This is a genomic window from Spirillospora sp. NPDC047418 (assembly GCF_040643275.1).
In the GTDB taxonomy this organism is placed as follows: Bacteria; Actinomycetota; Actinomycetes; order Streptosporangiales; family Streptosporangiaceae; genus Spirillospora.
In genome coordinates, this window is record NZ_JBEYTW010000002.1 from 214,482 (window position 1) to 236,152 (window position 21,671).

Sequence of the window (21,671 nt, forward strand, 5' to 3'; positions counted from 1 at the left end):
GTGTGATCGAGCGATGGGGGCGGGGGCAGGTGCTGGGGCTCGCGCCGGACGCCTCGTCCGCCAAGGCCGCCGGCGGGGTCGCCAAGCCCGCCAAGTGGGCCGGCGCCGGGTGCGACGACGAGGCCGTCTGGGGCGAGTGCCAGGGCAGCGGCAAGTCCGTGTACCGGACGGGCGTCGACCTGACCGAGCCCGCGTTCCGGTGCACCTGCCCCAGCCGGAAGTTCCCCTGCAAGCACGCGCTCGGGCTGCTGCTGCTGTGGGCCGACTCGGTGGTCGACGGCGGCCCGCGCCCCGCCTGGGTCGCCGAGTGGGTCGAGGAGCGGCGCGAGCGGGCCGGCCGGGCGGCGGAGCGGCGGGCCTCCTCGGCGGCCTCGCCGGCCGGCAGAGCGCGGGATCCGAAGACCGCGGAGCGCCGGGAGCGGCGGGTCGACGACGGGCTCGCCGAACTCGACCAGTGGCTCCGCGACCAGGTCGCGCACGGGCTCGCGCAGGCGGACAAGGCGCCCTACCGGCTGTGGGACGACGCGGCGCGGCGGCTCGTCGACGCGCAGGCGGGCGCGCTCGCCGGGCAGGTCAGGGGGCTCGCGGCGGTGCCGCGCCGGCCGGGGTGGCCGGGCCGGCTGCTGGCGGAGTACGCGCTGCTGCGGCTGCTCGTCCGCGCCCATCAGCGGCGGGCGGAGCTGCCGGAGGGGCTGCGCGACACCGTCCGGTCGCGGGTCGGGTTCACCGTGCCGCAGGAGGAGGTCCTGTCGGGCGGGGAGCGCGTCCGCGACCTGTGGTCGGTGATCGGGTCGCGCGACACCGCGCAGGACCAGCTGACCACGCGGCGGGTGTGGCTGCGGGGGCGGCGGACGGGCCGTCCGGCGCTGGTGCTGTCCTTCGCCGCGCCGGGCACCTCGCTGGACGCGTCGCTGGTCGCGGGTACGGAGGTCGAGGCGGAACTCGCGTTCTATCCGGGGTCCCAGCCCCTGCGGGCCCTGGTCGCCGAGCGGTACGGAACCGCCGCGCCGGGCGCTCCGGAGGGGACCTCCGTGCAGGGGTTCCTGGACGAGCACGCGGCGGCGCTGGCACGCGATCCCTGGCTCGACCGCTGGCCGGTGGCCCTGGCCGTCCGCCTGGCGCGGGTGGAGGGAGGCGGCCCGTCGGCGGCCGGCCTGTTCGTGGTCGACGCGGCCGGGGACGCGCTGCCGCTGCGGACGGCCGATCCGTGGCGGCTGCTCGCGCTGTCGGGCGGCGGCGCGGTCACGCTGTCCGGGGAATGGAGCCCGCGCGGTCTGCGCCCGCTGGCGGCCTGGCACGACGTCGAAGGGACGGTGGTCCTGTGAGCGCGTGGAGCGAGCATGTCACTGCGGCGCTGCTCGGCACCGAGCGGCGGGACCCGCCCGTCCTGCCGGAGGCTCCGGCCGAGGTGGGCGACCGGGCGGGCCTGCTGCTCGACCAGGCGGCGCTGCTGGCCGTCCGGCGGCGGGCCGGGCGGGTGCCGCCGGGGGCCGCGCCCGAGCCGGTGGCCCTCGCCCCGGTCGAGGACGCCCCGGTGGTGCCGCGCGCGGCGGCGGCGCGGCTGGCGCGGATCCTGGGCGGCGAGCAGATCCGGGTGCTGCCCGAATGGCTGGACGCGGCGGCGGAACACGGCTTCCGGGTGCCCGCGCAGACCCTGCCCGACCTGCTGGAGCGCGGCCGCGGTGACCGGGCGCTGCGGCCGTCGATCGCGCGGGCGTCCGGCCGGCGCGGCGTGTGGCTGGCCCTGCAGAACACCGACTGGGCGTACCTGGTCGGTGCCGGGGACGATCCGGGCGGCGGTCCCGAGGTGTGGGAGACCGGGACGCGCAACCGGCGGGCGGCCTATCTGGCCATGCTGCGGAACACCGAGCCGGAGCGCGCGCGGGAGCTGCTCCGCGCGACATGGGCGAAGGAGCCGGCACCCGACCGCGCGGCCTTCCTCGCCACGTTCGAGCACGGGCTGTCGCCGGCCGACGAGGAGTTCCTCGAGGCCGCCCTCGACGACCGCGGCAAGGACGTCCGGCAGATCGCGTCCGACCTGCTCGCCCGCGTACCCGGCTCGGCCTACGGGGCGCGGATGGCCGAGCGGGCCCGGGGCTGCCTGGAACCGGTGGTCCGCACCGTGCGCGGGCGGCGGCAGACGTGGATCCGGGTGGAGCCGCCGCACGCCCACGACGAGGACATGGCCCGCGACGGCATCCCGTTCCATCCAAGCGGGTCGTTCGCACCGCGCGGCGGGGGCGGTCCGGTGGGGACGCGGGCGGCGTGGCTGCGCGAGATCCTCGCCCGCACCCCGCTGCCGGCGTGGACGGAGCTGTTCGCGCTGCCGCCCATGGAGATCGTGTGCCTGCCCATCGGCGCGGCCGCTGCGGGGCCCGGGGCGCCGTCCGGTGAGGCGGTCTCGGAGTCGGACGCGCGCGACGTCCACATCGGGTGGGCGAAGGCCGCGCTCGCCCAGCGCGACGGCGCGTGGGCGCGGGCCCTGCTCAAGGGCGGCGTCATGGTCGACGAGCCGGAGGCGCTCGCCGACCTGCTGTCCGTCCTGCCCGGGGGCGAGCGCGACGCGGCGGCGGCCGACCTGATCCGCTGGGTGCAGGGGCGGTCCGAGCTGCTGCGGGTCCTGGAACGGGTCCCCGGGCCCTGGACGGGGCCGCTCGCGGCGACGGTCGTCGCGACGCTGACCGCGTCCGCCGAACGGCCCACCCAGCGCGACGAGCACCTGGTCGCGCAGCTGTGCCGGCTCGCCGACCAGCGGCTCGACCCGGCCGCCGCGGCCCGCCTCGACCCGCCGGCCGCGCGCGGCGACGCCGCCCCGCGCGCCGTCACCGAACTGATCGCCACCCTGCGTTTCCGCGACGAGATGCTGAAGGAGCTGACCCCTTGACCGAGAACGCGGTACTGCGTCCGCACGCCGAGCAGGAGTACGCGGGCGAGCTGGCGCGGCTGGCCGAGCACGACGACCGGCCCCGGCCGCCCGGCTGGCGGCTGTCGCCGTGGGCCGTCACCACATACCTGCTCGGCGGCGACCTCCCGGACGGCACGGCGATCAGCCCCAAGTACGTGGGGCCGCGCCGGCTGATGGAGGTCGCGGTGGCGACCCTCGCCACCGACCGGGCGCTGCTGCTGCTCGGCGTCCCCGGGACGGCGAAGACGTGGGTGTCGGAGCATCTCGCCGCCGCCGTCAGCGGCGACTCGACGCTGCTCGTGCAGGGCACGGCCGGCACGGCGGAGGAGGCGATCCGCTACGGGTGGAACTACGCGCGGCTGCTCGCCGAGGGGCCGTCGGAGCGGGCGCTGGTGGAGAGCCCGCTGATGCGGGCGATGCGGCGCGGCCAGGTCGCCCGCATCGAGGAGCTGACCCGGATGCCGTCCGACGTCCAGGACACCCTCATCACCGTCCTGTCGGAGAAGACGCTGCCCGTCCCGGAGCTGAACACCGAGGTGCAGGCCCGCAAGGGGTTCACCGTCATCGCGACGGCGAACGACCGCGACCGGGGCGTGAACGAGCTGTCCAGCGCGCTGCGCCGCCGGTTCAACACGGTCGTGCTGCCGCTGCCGGAGACCGCCGAGGACGAGGTCGGCATCGTGGCCCGCCGCGTCGACCAGATCGGCGCCGGGCTGGAGCTGCCCGAGTCCCCGGCCGGGCTGGAGGAGATCCGCCGCGTCGTCACCGTGTTCCGCGAGCTGCGCTCCGGCGCCACCGCCGACGGGCGCACCAAGCTGAAGTCCCCCAGCGGGACGCTCAGCACCGCCGAGGCGATCTCCGTGGTGACCAGCGGGCTGGCGCTCGCCGCGCACTTCGGCGACGGGGTGCTGCGCGCCGCCGACGTCGCGGGCGGCATCGTCGGCGCCGTCGTGCAGGACCCGGTGTCCGACCGGGTCGTGTGGCAGGAGTACCTGGAGGCCGTCGTCCGCGACCGCCCGGAGTGGCGGGACTTCTACCGGGCCTGCCGGGAGGTGTCTTGAGCCACGTCGAGGTCTACGGGATCCGCCACCACGGGCCCGGCTCGGCGCGGGCGCTGCGCGGCGCCCTGGAGGAGTTCAAGCCGGACGCGGTGCTGATCGAGGGCCCGCCCGAGGCCGACCCGATCGTGGAGCTCGCCGGCGACGCGGGGATGGTGCCGCCGGTCGCGCTGCTCGCCTACTCCCCCGCCCCCACCCTTGAATCCGGCTCCGACTCCGGCTCCGGTTCCGGGGAGGGCGACCGCAGGGCCGCGTTCTGGCCGTTCGCCGAGTTCAGCCCGGAGTGGCAGGCGATCCGGTACGGGCTGGCCGCCGGGGTGCCCGTCCGGTTCTGCGACCTGCCGGCGGCGAACCAGCTCGTCCCGGCCGAGGCCCCGGCCGAAGGCGACGCGGACGAGGGGGACGCGGACAAGGGGGACGCGGACGAGCCCGCGGAGGGGATCCGGCTCGACCCGCTCGGCTGGCTGGCGAAGGCCGCCGGCTACGACGACGCCGAACGCTGGTGGGACGACGTGGTCGAGCACCGCGGCGGCGGGCCGTCCCCATTCCCGGCGATCGCGGAGGCGATGGCGGAGCTGCGCGCGCAGCTGCCGGCGGACGCGCCCGCCGGCCACCGGCTGCGGGAGGAGCGGCGCGAGGCCCACATGCGGCGGACGCTGCGCCGCACCCTCAAGGAGGGCCACGACCGGGTCGCGGTCGTGTGCGGCGCGTGGCACGTGCCGGCCCTGCGCGCCAGGGTCCCGGCGGCCCACGACGACCGGACGCTGCGCGGGCTGCCGAAGACGAAGGTCTCCATGACGTGGGTCCCGTGGACGCACGGCCGGCTCGCCGGGCACTCCGGCTACGGCGCGGGCGTCCGCTCCCCCGGCTGGTACCACCACCTGTTCACGGCCCGGGACCGTCCGATCGAGCGGTGGCTGACGGCCGCCGCCCGCGTCCTGCGCGAGGAGGACCTGCACGTCTCGTCCGCGCACGTGATCGAGGCGGTGCGGCTCGCCGAGGCACTGGCCGCGCTGCGCGGCCGCCCCCTCGCGGGCCTGGACGAGGTGACCGAGGCGACCCGGGCCGTCCTGTGCGAGGGCGCCGACCTTCCCGTCGAGCTGATCCAGCGGCGCATGGTCGTCGGGGAGCGGCTCGGCGCCGTCCCGGGCCGCACCCCGATGGTGCCGCTCCAGCGCGACCTGCGGGCCGAGCAGCGGCGGCTGCGGCTCAAGCCGTCCGCGCTCGGCAGGGACCACGACCTCGACCTGCGCAAGCCCACCGACCTGGAGCGCAGCCGGCTGCTGCACCGCCTCCGCCTGCTGGACGTCGACTGGGGCGTGCCCGCCGCCGCAGGCCGTTCCAAGGGCACCTTCCGCGAGACCTGGACGCTCGTGTGGCGGCCCGAGTTCGACGTCGAGCTGATCGAGGCCGGCGCGTGGGGCACGACCGTCCGCGGCGCGGCCGCGGCCCGCGCCAGGTCGCTGGCCGAGCACGCCACCGCGCTCGCCGACCTGACCTCGGTGGCCGAGCGCTGCCTGCTCGCCGACCTCGGCGACGCCCTCCCCGCGGTCATGCGGGCCCTCGCCGACCGGGCCGCCGTCGACACCGACGTCGCGCAGTTGATGTCGGCGATGCCCGCCCTCGTCCGCGCCCTCCGCTACGGCGACGTCCGCGGCACCTCCACCGGCCCGCTCCGCACCGTCGTCGACGGCCTGATCGTCCGCGTCTGCGTCGGCCTCCCGCCCGCGATCACGGGCCTGGACGACGACGCCGCCCGCGAGTTCCTCGCCCACGTCGACGCCGTGCACGGCGCGCTGTCCCTGCTCGCCGACGACGGCCACCTCGAACGGTGGCGCCGCACGCTGGAGGGGGTCCTCGCCCGCCCGGACGCCCTGCACGGCCTCATCGAGGGCCGCCTGACCCGCCTGCTGCTCGACGCGGGCCGGCTCGGCGACGTCCCCGGCCGGATGGCGCGGGCCGTGTCCACCGGCGCCGCCCCCGACCGGGCCGCCGCCTGGGTCGAGGGCTTCCTGTCCGGCGGCGCGCTGCTCCTCCTGCACGACGCGGCCCTCCTGCGCCTCGTCGACGGCTGGATCGCCGGCCTGCCCGCCGGCTCCTTCACCGACGTCCTGCCCCTCCTGCGCCGCACCTTCGGCGCCTACCCGTCCGCCGAGCGCCGCGCCATCGGCGAGCGGCTCCGCCGCCCCGGCTCTCCCCAGGCCGCATCGGACCACCCCGACGAGGACATGGACGACACCCGCGCGGCCCCCGCCGCCGCCACGGCCCTCCGGATCCTCGGCTGGAGGTCCCCATGACCACGGACCCGCGCCACCGCAAGCCTCGCGGCGCGCCGGCCCGGCCGCAGCCGGGAGCGGGCCCGGCCGAGGACGAATCCACAGGAGCCGGCAGGCGCGGTTCCGGACGTGCACGGGAGGGGTCGGCGTGAGCGATGAGAGTACGGACGATCGGCTGCGGCGGTGGCGGCTGGTGCTCGGCGGTGAGCGGGCCGACGGGACCGGGGTGTCGCTCACCGGGGACGACGCCCGGATGGACGGCGCGCTGGAGAAGCTGTACGGCGGAGGGTCCGACGAGGGGCGGTCGCGGCCGGGGCGGCGCAGCGCCGGGCTCGGCGACTCGGCGCCCTCGGTGGCGCGGTGGCTCGGCGACATCCGCGAGTACTTCCCGTCCAGCGTCGTGCAGGTGATGCAGAAGGACGCGATCGAGCGGCTCGACCTCACCCGGCTGCTGCTGGAGCCGGAGATGCTGGACGCCGTCGAACCCGACGTGCACCTCGTTGGGACGCTCCTGTCGCTGAACCGCGTGATGCCCGACCGCGCGCGGGAGTCGGCGCGCGCGGTGGTGCGCAGGGTCGTCCGCGACCTGGAGCGGCGGCTCGCGCAGCGGACCCGGTCGGCGGTCGGCGGGGCCCTCGACCGGTCGGCGCGGGTGCTGCGGCCGAGGCGGCTCGCCGACGTCGACTGGGAGCGGACGATCCGCGCGAACCTGCGGCACTACCTGCCCGAGCACGGCACCCTCGTCCCCGAGCGGCTGATCGGGTACGGGCGGCGGCGGCAGGCCGTCAAGCGGGACGTGGTCCTCGCGATCGACCAGAGCGGCTCGATGGCGGCGTCGGTGGTGTACGCGAGCGTGTTCGGGGCGGTGCTCGCCTCGATGCGGTCGCTGCGGACGTCCCTGGTCGTGTTCGACACCAACGTGGTCGACCTCACCGACCAGCTGCACGACCCGGTGGAGGTGCTGTTCGGCACCCAGCTCGGCGGCGGCACCGACATCAACCGGGCCATCGCGTACTGCCAGGGCCTCGTCGCGCGCCCGAACGACACGATCATGGTGCTGATCAGCGACCTGTACGAGGGCGGCATCCGCGACGAGATGCTGCGCCGGGTCGGCGCGCTCACCGCGGCGGGCGTCCAGGTGGTGGTGCTGCTCGCCCTGTCGGACGAGGGCGCGCCCGCCTACGACCACGACAACGCGGCGGCGCTGGCCGCGATGGGCGTCCCGGCGTTCGCGTGCACCCCGGACGCGTTCCCGGAGCTGATGGCCGCCGCGATCGAGCGCCGCGACCTCAAGGAGTGGTCGGAGCGGAACGCCTCATGACCGGGACAGCCCCCGCGCCAGCAGGACCACCACCACGGCGGTCAGGACGGCGTGCCCGGCCAGCGCGGACGCCTGGACCTGCACCAGCGCGCCCCACGCACCCCACATCGCCACGCGGACGACGCGCGCCGCCAGCACCGTCCACACCGCGCCCCGCGACCCGCGCCACCCAAGGATCACCGCCACCAGCGTGACCACGGCGACGACCGCGAACGAGGACGCCACCACCGGCAGCAGCCCGCCCCGATGCCCCTCCGACAACCCCGGCCGCGCGATCAGGATCGCCAGCGCGGCAACATCCAGCCCAGCAAGCACCCCGGCGAGCACAAGCCCGGCGACGACGGCAGGCCCCCGCCGCAACCGCCCCGCCCCCGAACTCCGGCCACGACCTGACGGTGCGCTCGCCCCGGCCCCAGCCGCGCCCGGATCCACTGCCGTCCCAGGATCAGGTACCCCACCGGAACCCGGCGCCACACCGCGGCCGAACACCGAGCCGGCAGGACCACCCGCACTCCGGCCCCGCCCTCGCGGCACACCGGGAGCGAACGCCGCACCGGCACCGCCCGCCACATCGCTGTAGCGGGCAGTGCTCGAGTCGGCTGCCGTGTCCCGTCCCTGCACCTGGCCAGGGGGGCCACCCGCACCCCAGGCCCTCTCCCCCGGCACACCCGGATCGAAGGCGGCACCGGCAGGGGCCGCGGCCTCGGTGTAGGCCGCGGTCCCAGGGCGGGGTGCCGCGCCCGAAATCGGCACTGGGCCGGGGGTGGACGTCGTGCCCGGGTTGGGCGCCAGGTCGGGAGTGGGTGGTGGGCCGGGTGGGGTGCTCGCATTCCAAGGCGCCTCCGGCGGGGCGCCCGAGGCGACGGACGGGCCAGGGGGCGACGGGATGCCGAGAGGAGGTGCGGGGCGGGGGGAGCGGTGGCCGAGGAGCCAGAGGAGGACCTCTTCGGAGGCGGGGCGGGCGGACGGGTCCTTCGCCAGGCAGGCGGCGGCCACCTCGGCCAGCGGGGCGGGGAGCGGGCGGAGGTCGGGGGTCCAGTGCATGATCTTGTGCATGACGGCGGGCAGCGGGCCGCCGGCGAAGGGGTCGCGGCCGGTGGCGGCGAAGAGCAGGGTGCCCGCCCAGGCGAACAGGTCGGCGGCGGGCCCGGCCCGGCCGGCGAACTGCTCGGGCGCCATGTAGCCGGGGGTGCCGACGACCTGGCTGGTCAGGGTCGTGCCCGCGTCGAACGCGCGGGCGATGCCGAAGTCGATCACGCGGGGGCCGTCCGGGCCCATCAGGACGTTCTGCGGCTTGAAGTCGCGGTGCGCCACGTTCGCGCGGTGGATCGCGGACAGGGCCGTCACCGAGCTGATCGCCAGGCGGTCGAGGCCGGCGCCGGCGCGGGGCCCCTCCTCGTGGACGAGGGCGCGCAGCGACGGCCCCGGCACGTACTCGCTGACGATGTAGGGGCGGTCGCCCGCCATGTCGGCGGCGAGCATCTGGGCGGTGCAGAACCCGGCGACGCGCTGGAGCAGGGCCAGTTCGCGGACGAAGCGCTCGCGGGCGTCCGCGTCGGCGAGCAGCCGGGCGTGCAGGAGCTTGACCGCGACGCGGGACGGCCCCGGGCCCGGGTCGACCGGGCGGCCCAGGTACACCATGCCCTGGCCGCCGGTGCCCAGGCGGGCGAGCAGCTCCCAGCCGCCGAGCCGGGTCGGGTCGGAGGGGTCGAGGGGAACCGGGCCCGCCATTTCGCACCCCCGCGAAAAAGTCAGCATTCCGCCGCGCACAAATCCGCTCCGCCCGGCATCGAAGAGTATAGGTTCGGCCGGCCCGGAACGGGAGTAGACGCATGTTCGAGATCCATTCGCCAATTGCCCGGCGGCGGGCGTTCGCGGGGGCGGCCGCGGTGCTCGCGGTGGCGGCGGGCTCACTGGCCGGCTGCGGGGACGCGGGCGCGGCCATCACCCGGCTGACCGTGGGGTCACCCGGGCCCGACCCGTACACGCTGGTGGCGAACACGGACAAGATGGACGTGAAGGAGCGGCCCCGGGCGGGCGGGACGAAGGACGGCGACTCCCCCGGCCTGTACGGCGGGACGCGGCGGGCGTCGAGTTGCGACCAGGAGAAGCTCATCGCGTTCCTGCAGGCCAACCCCGACAAGGCGCGGGCGTGGGCACAGGTGCAGGGCATCCCGGTGAGCGACATTCCGCGCTATGTGTCGCGGCTGACGCCGGTGCTGCTGCGCACCGACACGCTGGTGACCAACCACGGCTACCACGACGGCGGGGCGACGAGCGGACCCGCCGTGCTGCAGGCCGGAATGGGCGTTCTGGTCAATGGCTACGGTGTGCCCGCGGTCAAGTGCAATTGCGGTAATCCGCTGACCCCGCCGGAGAAAAAGATCTCCACCGGGAACGCGTCCTACAGTGGCCGGTCCTGGCCGGGATTCGAGAAGCGGAATGTCACGAAGATCCGGCCGCGGGATACCCGGAAGGGAACGATCGTCGCCTTCGTCCTCGTCGATCCCGGGGCGACGATGGGGTTCGAGCGGCCCCGCGCGACCGGCGGCGAAGCGGACGGGCCGCCCACCGCCCTGCCGCCCGCGGAGACGGAGGTCCCCGCGAGCGACTCGCCGGCGCCGTCCGATTCCGGGCTGGACTCGCCGAGCGTCGAGTCGCCGGCACCGGGGTCACCGGGGCTGGAGTCGCCCGCGAGCCCGGCGGCCGGGTCCTCCCCCGGCGCGGAATCACCCGCTCCCGAAGCACCGGGATCGCCTGGCGTGACGCCGGGCGACCCGGGTACGGGCACCGGCGGGATGGAGCGGCCGGGCGACGGGCCGCAGAACCCGGTCTCGCTCCCGCCGTCCGAAGAACCGGCCCCGCAGATCTCCTGACCCCGACGTACGCTACATTTGCTCATATGAGCAGTGCTTCAGATGTCACGCCCGCCGCAGCGCCGGCCGACGCGCCCGCAGCCCGGCCCGCCCCCGCGCCTGCCGCGTCTGCTGCCGCGCCGGCCTCCCGGCCCGCCTCCGCGCCCGCCTCCGCGCCCACCGCCGCGCCTGCTGCTGCGCCCGCAGCCGCGTCTGCTGCTGCGCCGGCCGCCCAACTCGCCGCCGCGCCCACCGCCGCGCCTGCCGCCCGGCTCGCCGCCGCGCCCGCCACTGCGCCCGCCGACACGCCAGCCGCTGCGCCCGCCGGCGCGCCCGCAGCCGGGGCCGGGGGCGTGGCGGCCGACGCGTGCGCGGTCCGGGTGGTCGACCCCGCGAAGGTCGCCATGGTCACCGCCGCGCTGCCGGGCGCCGAGACGATCACCGAGCTGGCGCAGGTGTTCGGGCTGCTGTCCGACCCCGGCCGGCTGCGGGTGATCATCGCGCTGCTCGAAGGGGGTGAGATGTGCGTGTGCGACATCGCCGCGTCCTGCGGGCACTCGGAGTCGGCGGTCTCGCACGCGCTGCGCCTGCTGCGCGCCAACCGGGTCGTCCGGGTCCGCCGGGCCGGCCGGATGGCCTACTACCGGCTGGACGACTCGCACGTCCGGATGCTGCTCGACCTCGCCCTCACCCACATCGGCCACGGGGAGGAGAGCTCATGACCGGGGACGCCCCGGAGCACAAGGGCGGCCACGGGCACGGCCACGGGCACGCCGTCTCGGCGGGGGCCGACCGGCGGCTGCTCGCCGGCGCGCTGGTGCTGATCCTCGTGTTCATGGCGGGCGAGGTCGTCATCGGCCTGGCCTCCGGGTCGCTGGCGCTGATCTCCGACGCGGCGCACATGATGACCGACGCGTTCGCGATCGCGCTGGCGCTGGTCGCTATGCGCATCGCGGCCCGCCCGCCGAAGGGCGGTTACACGTTCGGGCTGCGCCGCGCCGAGATCCTGTCCGCGCAGCTGAACGGGCTGACGCTGATCCTGCTCACGGCGTACTTCGTCTACGAGGGCGTCCGCCGGCTGATCGACCCGCCGCCCGTCGAGGGCCAGTTCGTGTTCTGGACGGCCCTCGCCGGCATCGCCGTCAACGTCGCGGCGACCTTCCTGATCAGCCGGGCGGACCGGCGCAGCCTGAACGTCGAGGGCGCGTTCCAGCACATCCTCAACGACCTGTTCGCGTTCATCGCGACGGCGGTCGCCGGGCTCGTCGTCTGGACGACGGGCCTGTCCCGCGCCGACGCGGTCGCCTCCCTCGTCGTGGCGGCGCTGATGCTCAAGGCCGGGTACGGGCTGCTGCGGGACGCGGGACGGGTGCTCATGGAGGCGGCGCCGGCGGGCGTCGACCCGTCCGAGCTCGGCGCCCGGCTGGCCCGCCGGCCCTGCGTGGAGGAGGTCCACGACCTGCACGTGTGGGAGGTCAGCTCGGGCTACCCGGCGCTGTCGGCGCACGTGCTCGTCGACAGGCAGGGCGACTGCCACGCCGTCCGCCGCGACCTCCAGGAGCTGCTGCGCGACGCCTACGGGATCACGCACACCACGCTGGAGGTCGACCACGTGGCCGGGCCGTCGGGCGGCGCGCACGTCCACTGCGAGGACGCCCACGGCCCCCGCCACGTAGCGGCGGAGGCCGAACCCCACGACCACGCAGGCAACTCCCCCTGCGACCACTGACCCCGTTGATCTGCGGCGTGTTGTTGTTATGAGACGCCTGAAAACAACAACACGCCGCAGGTCAACGGGAGGGGTCAGGTTTTGCAGGGGGTTTTGTTGAGGGTGAAGGCGGGCGGGGGCGGGTTGGCGGCGGCGCTGGAGCCGTTGAAGCCGATCTGCACCTTGCCGCCCGGACGGATGGTGGCGTTCCAGGACAGGTTCCGGGCGGTGACGTTCGCGCCGTCCTGCGCCCAGGTGGCGCTCCAGCCCTGCGCGACGCGCTGGTCGGCGGCGAAGGCGAAGCCGAGCGTCCAGCCGGAGACGGGCGAGGTCCCGGTGTTGGTGACGGTGACCTCCGCCGTGAACCCGCTCCCCCACTGGCTGAGCACCTTGTAGCCGACCGTGCACGCCGACGCGGCCGGGCCGTCGTCCGCCGGGACCTCGACCAGCGTGATCGAGGACGCGGGGAACGTCGAGGTGAACCCGTCCGACCCGACGGTCACGTCCGGCGCGTGGACGATCGACGACAGGTCGGCGCCGCTGTACCGGTACACCTCCGCGGCCTCGGAGCCCGACCGCCCGGCGATCGACACCGTGCTGGTGAGGTCGTCGGTGAGCGACTTGTTCACGATCATCAGCGTGAGCGCCTCGTCGGACGAGCGCCGCGCCGCGTACACGGCCAGCTCGCCCTGGTCGGCGCTGGCCGCGCTGACGGACGTGTCCCCGAACGCGGACCCGGCGCCGTCGTAGTTCCGGTACATCCGGAACGCGTAGGCGCCGGGGTCGGTCGAGGCCGGCGGCGCCCACAGCGTGGCGAGGTCCAGGCCCTCGCGCCCGAAGATGCCGAGGACGTCGGCCTCCGCGAGCGCGCCGTTCAGATGGCCGAGCGCACCCCAGTTGTACTCGGTGATCGCGAGCTTGGTGCCGGGGTAGTTCTCGTCCACCAGTTGCCGCATGCGCGGGATGTACTGGATCGGCTGGTCGATCCAGCTCTCGTCGGTGTAGGTGGGATCCCAGAGCTGGCGGGTGGAGCGCAGCCGGAGCTCCTGCGTCGCCGCGTCGCCGGCGTCGCCGAGCGCCACCCCGCTCTGCTGCGGATAGAGGTGCTCGTCGAAGTAGTCGAGGACGCGGGTGCCGTGCTCCTTCTCGTACGCCTTCATCTGCTGGAGGTACCAGGCCGCGAACGGCGTGCCCCCGTGCGCCGCCCGATCAGGCGGGTCGGACCAGCAGCCGCCGCCCTCGGCGTCGCACGTCTGCTTGTCCAGGCCCGACATCGTCAGCGACTGGAAGCCCCAGCCGACCGGCCCGAGCGTCTGCGCGCCCGGATCGGCGGCCTTCACGGCGGACGCGATCGCGTACGTCTGGTCGCGCATCTCGTCGTAGCCCGCGCCCTTCGGGTGGACGTCCCGGTGGGTCGCGTGCCAGAGGTCGGGCTCGTTGTCGAGGTTGTAGAACCGGACGCCGCCGTCCCGCGCCGTCCCGTACTTGCCGGTCAGGTGCGCCAGCCAGTCGGTGACGTACGCGGGCCCGGCCGGGACGCTGGTGTCGGCCGGGTCGTTGCCGGTGACGTTCGCGCCGCCCGCGGTGACGCCGTTGCCGCAGTCCGGGCGCCACTCGGTGTCGGCCTTCTGCTGCGGGCCGTACTTCTCGATGCTGAAACCGCAGGTGTAGTCGCGGCCCTTCGGCGTCCAGCCGATCAGCGGGACGGTCAGGATCGTGCCGGTGCCGGTGCGGCGGTCCTGCTCGGTGAACTGGTCGGTCTCGGACCCGTCCGGCAGCGCGGCCGGGTCGGGGGCCGGGCCCGGCACGTTCTCGAAGTACCAGTCCGAGCCGCGGTTCGTCTCGTCGTAGAGGTAGTTGTAGCGGGTGGTCGCGTTGCCGCCCCACCGGCGGACGGGCAGCCGCAGCTCCTTCGCGAGGTCCTCGCCGGCGAAGTTCATCCCGTAGACGTAGGGGCTGATGGCGTGCCGGGACGCGGACGGGTCGACGGTCAGGGCCGGGCCGTCCGCCGCCCGCGCTGCGGGCGCCGCCCAGGGGAGCAGCGCCGCCGCGAGGACGGTGGCGAGCAGTGCCTTGCGCGCCATGGTCACGCCTCGCAGAGCTGGTCGTTGAGGTCGAACTCGGCGGGCGTGCCGGACGACGAGCCGGTCGCCTGGAACCCGATCGTGAGCGACGCGCCCGGCGCGATGGCGCCGTTCCAGTCCATGCTCTTCGCGGTCACGTCGTCGCCGGACTGCGACCACGTCGCGCTCCACCCCTGACTGACCTTCTGGTCACCGGGGAAGGCGAAGTCCAGCGTCCAGCCGTTCAGCGGGTCCGCGCCGCTGTTGGTGATCGTCACCTGCGCGGTGAAGCCGCCCTGCCAGCTGTTCTGCACCGTGTAGGCGACCGCGCAGGAGACCGCCGGCGGGGTGCCCGGGTCACCCGGGTCGCCGTCGCCGGGGTCGCCGCTCCCGTCGAAGGCGCCGAGCAGGTACGGGTCGAGGTAGCCCTGCTTGGCCGTGTTGACGGTCGTCCAGTCGCCGTTGAGGATGCCGCCCGTGTCGCCCGAGTTGGGGTTCCACGACCAGAAGGTGAAGGACATCCCGCTCGCGCCCGTGCCGAGGTAGGCCATGAGCGTGCGCAGCCATGCCTGGTCGCGCGGGTCGGTCAGGGTCGTCCCGAACTCGCCGAGCAGGACGGGTGCCACGTTGTTCTTGTACAGGTAGCCCCAGTTCTTGTCCCAGATCGCGGCGAGGTTGTCCGGGAAGCTCGGGTCGTCGAACCACGGCTGCGGGTACACGGACGTGGCGTAGTCGTGCGCCGAGTAGACGAGGCGGTTCGCGACGTTCAGCCGCACCGGGTACTGGGCCGCGCCCTGCAGGTTGCCGCCCCACCAGTAGTTGTCACCGTTGTAGCCGTCCACGCCCTCGACGATGATCAGCCAGTTGGAGTTGACCGCGAGGATCGCGTTGCCGGCCCGCTCGGCGGCGAGCCGCCAGTCCTTCGACTGGTCGCCGCAGCCCCAGCAGGCCGGGGCGTGCGGCTCGTTGTGCAGGTCGGCGCCGATGACCGTGGTGTCGCCCGCGTAGTGCCGGGCGAGCATCTCCCAGTCGGAGATCCAGCGCGACTCGGGGTAGGCGTCGGTGTACCAGAGCGCGGACTGGCCGCCCGCGTCCGGGCGGTGCCGGTCCAGGACGACCTTGAGCCCGATCTGCCCCGCGTAGCCGACGACCTTGTCGAGGATCTGCAGCCCGTCCAGGCCCTGCAGGTCGGGGTTCTTGGTGTAGTCGATGCTGTTCGGCGCGCTGCCGGAGTCGAACAGCTGGTTGGTGTAGGGGAGCCTGAGGGTGTTGTACTTCAGGCTCTTCATCTGGTCGAGCATGTCCTTGTAGCCGCGCGTCCAGAGGCCGTGCGGGGAGAAGTTGGACGTCTCGGCGCCGAACCAGTTGATGCCCGTCATCCGCACCGGCTGCCCGCCGGAGTCGAGCAGTTGCCGGCCGCTGGTGTGCCAGTACCCGGTGCCGGCCGCGGCGTGCGCCCGGGGCACCGCCCCGGGGACGAACACGAGCGCGAGCAGCGCCGCCATGAAGAGCAGGAGGATGCGCTTGGTTCCGTAGGACCCGGTCATGTGTCGTTCTCCTCTTCCCAGATCCGTCAGCCGGCCGTGCAGGCGACGGCCGGCGCGCCGGGCGCGGAGCCGGTGCCCTGGAAGCCGAAGCTCGTCGAGCCGTGCGCGGGGACGGCGCCGTTGTAGCTCGCGTTGACGGCGTGGACGGACGATCCGCTCTGCGTCACGGTCGCGTTCCAGCCGTTGGCGACGCGCTGGTCACCGGAGAACGTCCAGTCCGCGGACCAGCCGGACAGCGGCGTGTCGCCGTCGTTCGTCACGGTCACGGTGGCGGTGAACCCGCCGCTCCAGGAGTTGTCGGTGCGCAGCGCGGCCGAGCAGCCGTCGCCGGACGACGGAGGCGGCGTGGTCGGGGGCGGCGTGGTCGGCGGTTCGGTGGTCGGCGGGGTCGTGGCGCCGACGTCGACGCCGAACGAGTTCGTCGCGAGGCCCGCCCCGCCCTGCCACAGCTCGAACCCGGCCTCGACGCCGATGAGGTACCAGGCGTTCTGGATGTAGCCGCGCGACACCGCGTCCCCGGTGAAGGCCGCCAGGTCGAGGTCGTCGACCGACGTCGTCCCGGACGTGCGGACGAACGCGATGTAGTTCCAGTCCATCCGGCTGTACCAGACGTCCCAGGTGGCGCCGGAGATCTGCACGCCGCTCGCGACCCGCGTCCCGGCCGGCTGCACGCCGCCCCGGTGGTCGAGCCAGATCATGACCTCGGCGCCGTCGGGGTCGGTGGTGGTGCTCTGGTGGGAGTCGTACCAGAGGTCGTAGGACACGTTGTACGAGCCCGAGGACGGCTGCGTCGTGCTCCAGTCGCTGGTGACGGACGGCATGTCGCCGACCCGCACCGGCAGGCCGCTGCCCGAGGTGCACTGGCCCCAGTGGCAGCCTTTGAAGAACGACGGGTACGCGGCGGGGGCACCGTTGGTGGCGTTGTTGTGCCCAGACGAGTCGACCGTGAACGACGTCCCGTCCACGGTGATGCACTGCGGGGTGTCGGCACCCCAGATGTTGTTCTGCGCGATGTAGGCACCGCCGCTCACCGGGGTGGTGTCAGTGGCGCCGCACATCTGCGTCGCGGCGGAGGCGGGGGCCACGTAGTACAGGGGGATCGCCAGCAGAACCGCGGCCAGGGCGGCACAACTCTTGAGACGCGCTCTCATGGGGGGGGACCTCATTCGACGGTGTGGGAGCGCTCCCAAAGTCGCGGCCGCCGCAGGGGCTGTCAAGAACCGGGACCGGGTCCCCGGAATGACCAGCCGTCCGGCGTGAAAATCCATGAAACGGGCGGCCCGCGCCCTACGGCAGTCCGAACAGCTCGGCGGCGCCGTGCCAGCAGACGGCCCGCAGCCAGTCGTCGCCCAGGCCGAGGGCGGCGAGCGACTCCAGCTGGTGCGCGTACTCGTAGGGGATGTTGGGGAAGTCGGTGCCGAGCAGGATCCGTCCCGCCAGGCCGAGGTCGCGGAGCCGGGGCAGCAGCGCGTCCGGGAACTCGGCGAGCCGGGCGAAGGTGGTGAAGACCATCGTGGTGTCCAGGTGGACGCGCTCGTGGGCGTCGGCGAGGGCGAAGAAGCCCTCGAACTCCGGGGCGCCCAGGTGCGCGACGATCGTCGTCAGCCCCGGATGGCGGGCGAGGACCTCCCCGTACGGGCCGGGGCCGGTGTAGCCGTTGGCGACCGGGCCCGATCCGGCGTGGACGAGCGCGGGCACCCCGGCCTCGGCGAGCATCCCCCACACCGCGTCCAGCTCCTTGGCGCGCGGGTCGAACCCGCCGACCTGGAGGTGCACCTTGAAGACGCGGGCGCCGGCGTCCAGGGCGCGGCGGACGTAGCCCTCGACGCCCGGCTCCGGGAAGAACGTCGCGGTCTGGACGCAGTCGGGGACGCGGGCGGCGAACTGCGCGGTCCACTCGTTCAGCGACTCGGCCATGCCGGGGCGGTGCGGGTAGGCCAGCGACGTGAACGCGCGGACGCCGAGGCCGCGCAGGAAGCCGAGGCGCTCCTCCTCCGAGTCCCGGTAGTGGATGGGCCACTCGGTGCCGATCAGCGGCCCGGCGTCGTCGAAGTACCCCCACACCGCGCTCATCAGCCGCTGCGGCATGAAGTGGACATGGACGTCGATGATGCCGGGGAGCCCGAGCGCCTGCCAGAACGCGGGGACGGCTGCATCAGAACGAGGTTCGGCCACGCCCCGACCCTAGCCGCCGGGCGGAGTGATCGCGGCCAGCAGGGCGGGCAGCGCCGCGCGCAGCTCGCGCCGCCAGTAGGGCCAGGTGTGGGTGCCCCGGTAGAAGTGCGTGGTGACGGGGATGCCGAGCTTCCCGAGCTTGCCGGCGAACTCCCGGGACACGGTGCCGGCCAGCGCCTCCAGCACGTCCGTCCCGGGGCCCGCGTCCCCCGGGGAGCCCGCGTCGTAGGGACCCGGCGCACCGTCGCCGGCGCTGACGTGGACGCGGACTCCGGCGAGGCGGCCGGCGAGGTCGTAGGGGTTGTGCTGCCGCCACACGACCCGCTGCTCGTCGGGATCGCCCCACACGTCCGTCCAGTCGAGGGACGGGGCGCCGATCGCGACGCCCATCTCGACGAGGTCGGCGACGTCGAGCCCGGACGGGTCGCGGTACAGGGTGTGCACCGGGCCGCTGAACGAGGCCGCCGCCCGGAACATGCCGCGGTGCCGCGCCGCGTACGCCAGCGCGCCGAGGCCGCCCATCGCGTTCCCGGCGATGGCGCGGGCCGGGCCGGCGCGGTACCCCGACTCCAGGATCTGGCGGAGTTCGGAGAGGTGGAACGTCTCCCACTTCGGCGCGCCGCCGCCCCCGCGATTCCACCAGTCGGTGTAATTTCCGCAGGGGCCGCCGTCCGGCATGACGACGATCACACCGGCGTCCTCGGTCAGCTCCTCGATGTCGGTGCGGTCGCTCCAGGCGGTGTGGCCGCCGGCGCCGGACCCGTGCTGGAGGCCGTGCAGGAGCCAGAGGACCGGCCAGGTGCGGGAGGCGTCCCGTGACCAGCCGCGGGGCAGCAGGAGGCGGACGTGGGCGGCGTCCTCCAGCAGCGGCGAGCGGACGGCGAGGTCGAGCACCCGGCGGCGGATCCGGCGCTCGCCCACCACGCCCGCACCGTCGAATCCCGCACCCGCCAAGCCGCTCGGCCGCATGTTTTCCGCCCCTGGTCAATCAGAAGTACGTTATTTGTAAGGATCCCCACTCGGCACGATGTTTCAACGCCGTGCAATGGGTTTATAAAATGTCGGGCCGGAGTTTCCGGTCCATGTTCCTTGTAAGGTGACGCGGACGAGGAGGGCGACCGGTCGAGATGCGGAGCGTCGAGATGCGGAGCAAGGCGGAGCTGGAGTCGGCCATCGCGGGCGGCGGGCGCGCGGTGCTGGTGATCAACTCCCGGTCCCGGCGGGGCCGCCGGCTCTACGGCACGGCCCGCCGGCTGCTGCGCGAGGCGGGCCTGGAGTTCCCGCACGTGTTCCCGGTCACCGACCCGACCCGGCTGCGCGCGCTGTTCGCCGACGTCCTCGCGCTGGAGCCCGACCTCGTGGTCGTCGGCGGCGGGGACGGCACGGTCGCCGAGGCGGTCGGGCATCTGGCGCACCGCGACATCGCGCTCGGCGTGCTGCCGCTCGGCACCACCAACAACTTCGCCCGCAGCCTGGAGCTCCCGCTCGACCTGCCCGGCGCGGTCCGCACCCTCGCGGTCGGCCGGCCGGACGCGGGCAAGGTCGCGGACGTGGACGTCGGCTGGTTCGAGTCGACCGGCGACCCGCAGGGCGCGGGGCCCGGCGCCGACCGCGAGCACATCTTCGCGAACATGGTGAGCCTCGGGCTGTCGGTGCAGGTCGCCGAGAACGTCCCGCACGCGCTGAAGCGGTTCGTGGGGCGGCCCGCGTACGCGCTGACGGCGGCGCGGCTACTGCCCGGCCACGAGGCGTTCACCGCCCGCATCACGATCGACGGGGAGACCCGCGAGGTCGCGACGCACCAGCTGAACATCGCGAACGGGGCGCACCACAGCGGGCAGCGGATCGCCCGCGACGCCAGCCCGGACGACCGGCTGCTCGCCGTCTACCAGCTCGGCGACGAGCGGCGGCTGCGGCTGGCGTCGGCGACGGCCCGGCACGTCCTCACCGGGCAGTGGCGGTCCCTGGAGGAGGACGCGTTCCTCACCACCGCGCAGGTCGAGATCGAGACCGACCCGCCGATGCGGGTGGACGTGGACGGCGAGATCCGCGGCCGCACCCCGGTCTCGATCAAGCTGCGCGGCAACGCGCTGCGGGTGATCGTCCCGCGCACGTTCGTCGACACCTGACGGCGCGGCCCGGCGCGGCGGCCGGCCCGGCGCGGCGGCTAGCCCGGCGCGGCGGCCGGCCCGGCGCGGCGGCTAGCCCGGCGCGGCCTCGCCCGCCATCACGTAGGCGCCGGACTCCAGCCGCTCGATCAGCCCCCGCGTCCACCGCGTGGCGGACTCGGCGGAGTGCACCCAGTAGCCGAGCAGTTCGCGCAGGTGGTCGGACGGGTCCTGCTCGTCCAGGTGCGGGGCGACCGAGGCGCGCCACTCGGCCAGCCCGTCCAGCCGGCGGCGCAGCAGCTCGACGACCTCGGCGCGCGGCAGCTCGGTGAGGAACCCGAGCCCGGCCGTCAGCATCTCCGGGTGCCGGATGTCGATGGTGGCGAGGGCGCAGCGCAGCAGCCGCAGGAACTCCGCCCGGCCCGCCTCGGTGATCTCGTAGTCGGTGTGCGGCGGCCCCGCCTCGCTCTCCTCCACCTCGTGCGCGAGCAGCAGGCCCTCCTTGGCGAGCTGCCTCAGCGCGTGGTAGATCGAGCCCGGGTTCACGTGGGCCCACTCGTCCGAGCCCCACGACATCAGCTCGCGGCGCACCTCGTAGCCGTGCGCCCGCCCGAACCGCCGCACCCCGCCGAGCACCAGCAGCCGCGTCGTCGACATGGTCTCCCCCTGTACGCAAAAACCTGTCCAGGGTAGACGGTCCGGGCGGATGCGGGGACTAGCTCCGCAAGGCGGCCAGATCTTCGCCCGTGAGGGCCAGGCCGGCGGCGGCCGTGTTCTCCTCCAGGTGGTCCGGGGAGCCGGTGCCGGGGATCGCCAGCATCACCGGCGACAGGGCGAGCAGGCCCGCGAGGAGCACCTGCGGGACGGTGGCGCCGTGCCGCGCGGCGATCGCGTTGACGCGGGCGTCGTCGGGGATGCCGAAGCCGCCGAGCGGGAAGTAGGGCACGTAGGCGATGTGCTCGCGCTCGCAGATCTCCAGGAGTTCGGTGTCCTGCGGCTGGGTGATGTCGAAGCGGTTCTGGACGGCGGCGACGGGCGCGATCTTCCGCGCCTCGGCGAGCTGCGCGGTGCTGATGTGGCTCAGCCCGAGATGCCGGATCAGGCCCTCCTCGCGGAGGCCGGCCAGGATCTCGAAGCGCTCCCCGATCGGGTCGTCCCCCGGGTCCTCCATGCCGCCCGGCCGGAGGTAGACGAGGTCGAGGTGGTCGCGGCCCAGCTCGCGCAGGTTGCGCTCCACCTCGGCGCGCAGCCCGGACGCGGGGAGCTGCCCGGACGGGATCGGGTCGTCCGGCCCCCGGTAGGGCCCGACCTTGGTGGCGACGACCAGGCCGGACGGGTAGGGGCTCAGCGCCGCGCGGATCATCTCGTTCGCCGCGAGGCCGTCCTGGTGATAGTAGAACGCGGCGGTGTCGATGTGGTCGACGCCCATCTCGACCGCCCGGCGCAGGATCTTCAGCCCGGTGTCGCGGTCGTTCACGGGGCCGTGCAGGGTGCTCACGGGCAGCCGCATCGCGCCGAAGCCCATCCGGTTGACCCGCAGGTCCCCGCCGATGTCGAAGGTGTTCTGTGTCGTCATGGGTTCCACGGTGCTGCGCGCCGGCGGCCGGAGCGAGCCGCTGGCAGGTTGCTGCCACCGGTCCGCGTGGCAGACTCGA

17 protein-coding genes are annotated in these 21,671 nt (G+C 74.7%); 9 read left to right on the forward strand and 8 right to left on the reverse strand.

Annotation, left to right across the window (positions count from 1 at the left end):
• Positions 1-2 precede the first annotated feature (2 nt).
• The 5 genes from ABZ806_RS02025 (at position 3) to ABZ806_RS02045 (ending at position 7,560) form a co-directional block, all read left to right on the forward strand.
• Positions 3-1,325 (forward strand): SWIM zinc finger family protein, encoded by a 1,323-nt coding sequence (locus ABZ806_RS02025; protein WP_500214740.1) that lies wholly within the window; start codon positions 3-5, stop codon positions 1,323-1,325.
• On the forward strand, positions 1,322-2,884 hold the full coding sequence (locus ABZ806_RS02030) for a DUF5691 domain-containing protein (protein ID WP_500214741.1): 1,563 nt from the start codon (positions 1,322-1,324) through the stop codon (positions 2,882-2,884). Before ABZ806_RS02025 ends, ABZ806_RS02030 begins: the two co-directional genes overlap by 4 nt.
• Positions 2,881-3,966, forward strand: a complete 1,086-nt coding sequence (locus ABZ806_RS02035; RefSeq protein WP_500214742.1) for an ATP-binding protein — start codon at positions 2,881-2,883, stop codon at positions 3,964-3,966. Before ABZ806_RS02030 ends, ABZ806_RS02035 begins: the two co-directional genes overlap by 4 nt.
• Complete coding sequence (locus tag ABZ806_RS02040) at positions 3,963-6,260, forward strand: DUF5682 family protein (protein WP_500214743.1); 2,298 nt, start codon at positions 3,963-3,965, stop codon at positions 6,258-6,260. The genes ABZ806_RS02035 and ABZ806_RS02040 overlap by 4 nt, the downstream gene beginning before the upstream one ends.
• A gap of 127 nt (positions 6,261-6,387) precedes the next feature.
• A complete protein-coding gene (locus ABZ806_RS02045; protein ID WP_500214744.1) occupies positions 6,388-7,560 on the forward strand; it encodes a VWA domain-containing protein in 1,173 nt (390 codons plus the stop codon).
• On the opposite strand, the gene ABZ806_RS02050 is transcribed toward ABZ806_RS02045, so the two are convergent.
• Entirely contained in the window at positions 7,555-9,291 is a 1,737-nt protein-coding gene (locus tag ABZ806_RS02050; RefSeq protein WP_500214745.1) for a serine/threonine-protein kinase, read from the reverse strand. The two genes, ABZ806_RS02045 and ABZ806_RS02050, sit on opposite strands and share 6 nt — an antisense overlap.
• Positions 9,292-9,392: 101 nt before the next feature.
• Between ABZ806_RS02050 and ABZ806_RS02055 the strand changes: the two genes are divergently transcribed.
• Genes ABZ806_RS02055 through ABZ806_RS02065 form a run of 3 tightly spaced genes read left to right on the forward strand, consistent with a single transcriptional unit; the run spans position 9,393 to position 12,144 of the window.
• Positions 9,393-10,436, forward strand: coding sequence for a DUF6777 domain-containing protein (locus tag ABZ806_RS02055; protein ID WP_500214746.1), 1,044 nt, complete (start codon positions 9,393-9,395; stop codon positions 10,434-10,436).
• 26 nt (positions 10,437-10,462) lie between these two features.
• On the forward strand, positions 10,463-11,137 hold the full coding sequence (locus tag ABZ806_RS02060) for an ArsR/SmtB family transcription factor (RefSeq protein ID WP_500214747.1): 675 nt from the start codon (positions 10,463-10,465) through the stop codon (positions 11,135-11,137).
• Positions 11,134-12,144, forward strand: a complete 1,011-nt coding sequence (locus tag ABZ806_RS02065; RefSeq protein WP_500214748.1) for a cation diffusion facilitator family transporter — start codon at positions 11,134-11,136, stop codon at positions 12,142-12,144. Before ABZ806_RS02060 ends, ABZ806_RS02065 begins: the two co-directional genes overlap by 4 nt.
• Before the next feature lie 74 nt (positions 12,145-12,218).
• Here ABZ806_RS02065 and ABZ806_RS02070 read toward each other — a convergent pair whose 3' ends face one another.
• The 5 genes from ABZ806_RS02070 to ABZ806_RS02090 all read right to left on the reverse strand — a co-directional run bounded on the left by ABZ806_RS02070 (position 12,219) and on the right by ABZ806_RS02090 (position 18,832).
• Complete coding sequence (locus ABZ806_RS02070; RefSeq protein WP_500214750.1) at positions 12,219-14,207, reverse strand: glycoside hydrolase family 44 protein; 1,989 nt, start codon at positions 14,205-14,207, stop codon at positions 12,219-12,221.
• 2 nt (positions 14,208-14,209) lie between these two features.
• Complete coding sequence (locus ABZ806_RS02075) at positions 14,210-15,733, reverse strand: cellulase family glycosylhydrolase (RefSeq protein ID WP_500214752.1); 1,524 nt, start codon at positions 15,731-15,733, stop codon at positions 14,210-14,212.
• 26 nt (positions 15,734-15,759) lie between these two features.
• Positions 15,760-16,884, reverse strand: coding sequence for a GH12 family glycosyl hydrolase domain-containing protein (locus tag ABZ806_RS02080; RefSeq protein WP_500214754.1), 1,125 nt, complete (start codon positions 16,882-16,884; stop codon positions 15,760-15,762).
• Between the two features lie 136 nt (positions 16,885-17,020).
• Positions 17,021-17,908 carry an amidohydrolase family protein gene (locus ABZ806_RS02085; RefSeq protein WP_500214756.1) on the reverse strand — a complete coding sequence of 296 codons (888 nt, stop codon included), beginning with the start codon at positions 17,906-17,908 and terminating at the stop codon, positions 17,021-17,023.
• A gap of 9 nt (positions 17,909-17,917) precedes the next feature.
• Positions 17,918-18,832: an alpha/beta hydrolase gene (locus ABZ806_RS02090; protein WP_500214757.1), complete on the reverse strand. Its 915-nt coding sequence runs from the start codon at positions 18,830-18,832 to the stop codon at positions 17,918-17,920.
• Positions 18,833-19,050: 218 nt separating this feature from the next.
• Here ABZ806_RS02090 and ABZ806_RS02095 point away from each other — a divergent pair, with 218 nt between their 5' ends.
• Positions 19,051-20,037, forward strand: coding sequence for a diacylglycerol/lipid kinase family protein (locus ABZ806_RS02095; protein ID WP_500214759.1), 987 nt, complete (start codon positions 19,051-19,053; stop codon positions 20,035-20,037).
• A 72-nt stretch (positions 20,038-20,109) separates the two neighbouring features.
• On the opposite strand, the gene ABZ806_RS02100 is transcribed toward ABZ806_RS02095, so the two are convergent.
• A complete protein-coding gene (locus ABZ806_RS02100; RefSeq protein ID WP_500214760.1) occupies positions 20,110-20,673 on the reverse strand; it encodes a PadR family transcriptional regulator in 564 nt (187 codons plus the stop codon).
• A 58-nt stretch (positions 20,674-20,731) separates the two neighbouring features.
• Positions 20,732-21,592, reverse strand: a complete 861-nt coding sequence (locus ABZ806_RS02105; RefSeq protein WP_500214762.1) for an aldo/keto reductase — start codon at positions 21,590-21,592, stop codon at positions 20,732-20,734.
• Positions 21,593-21,671: the final 79 nt, after the last annotated feature.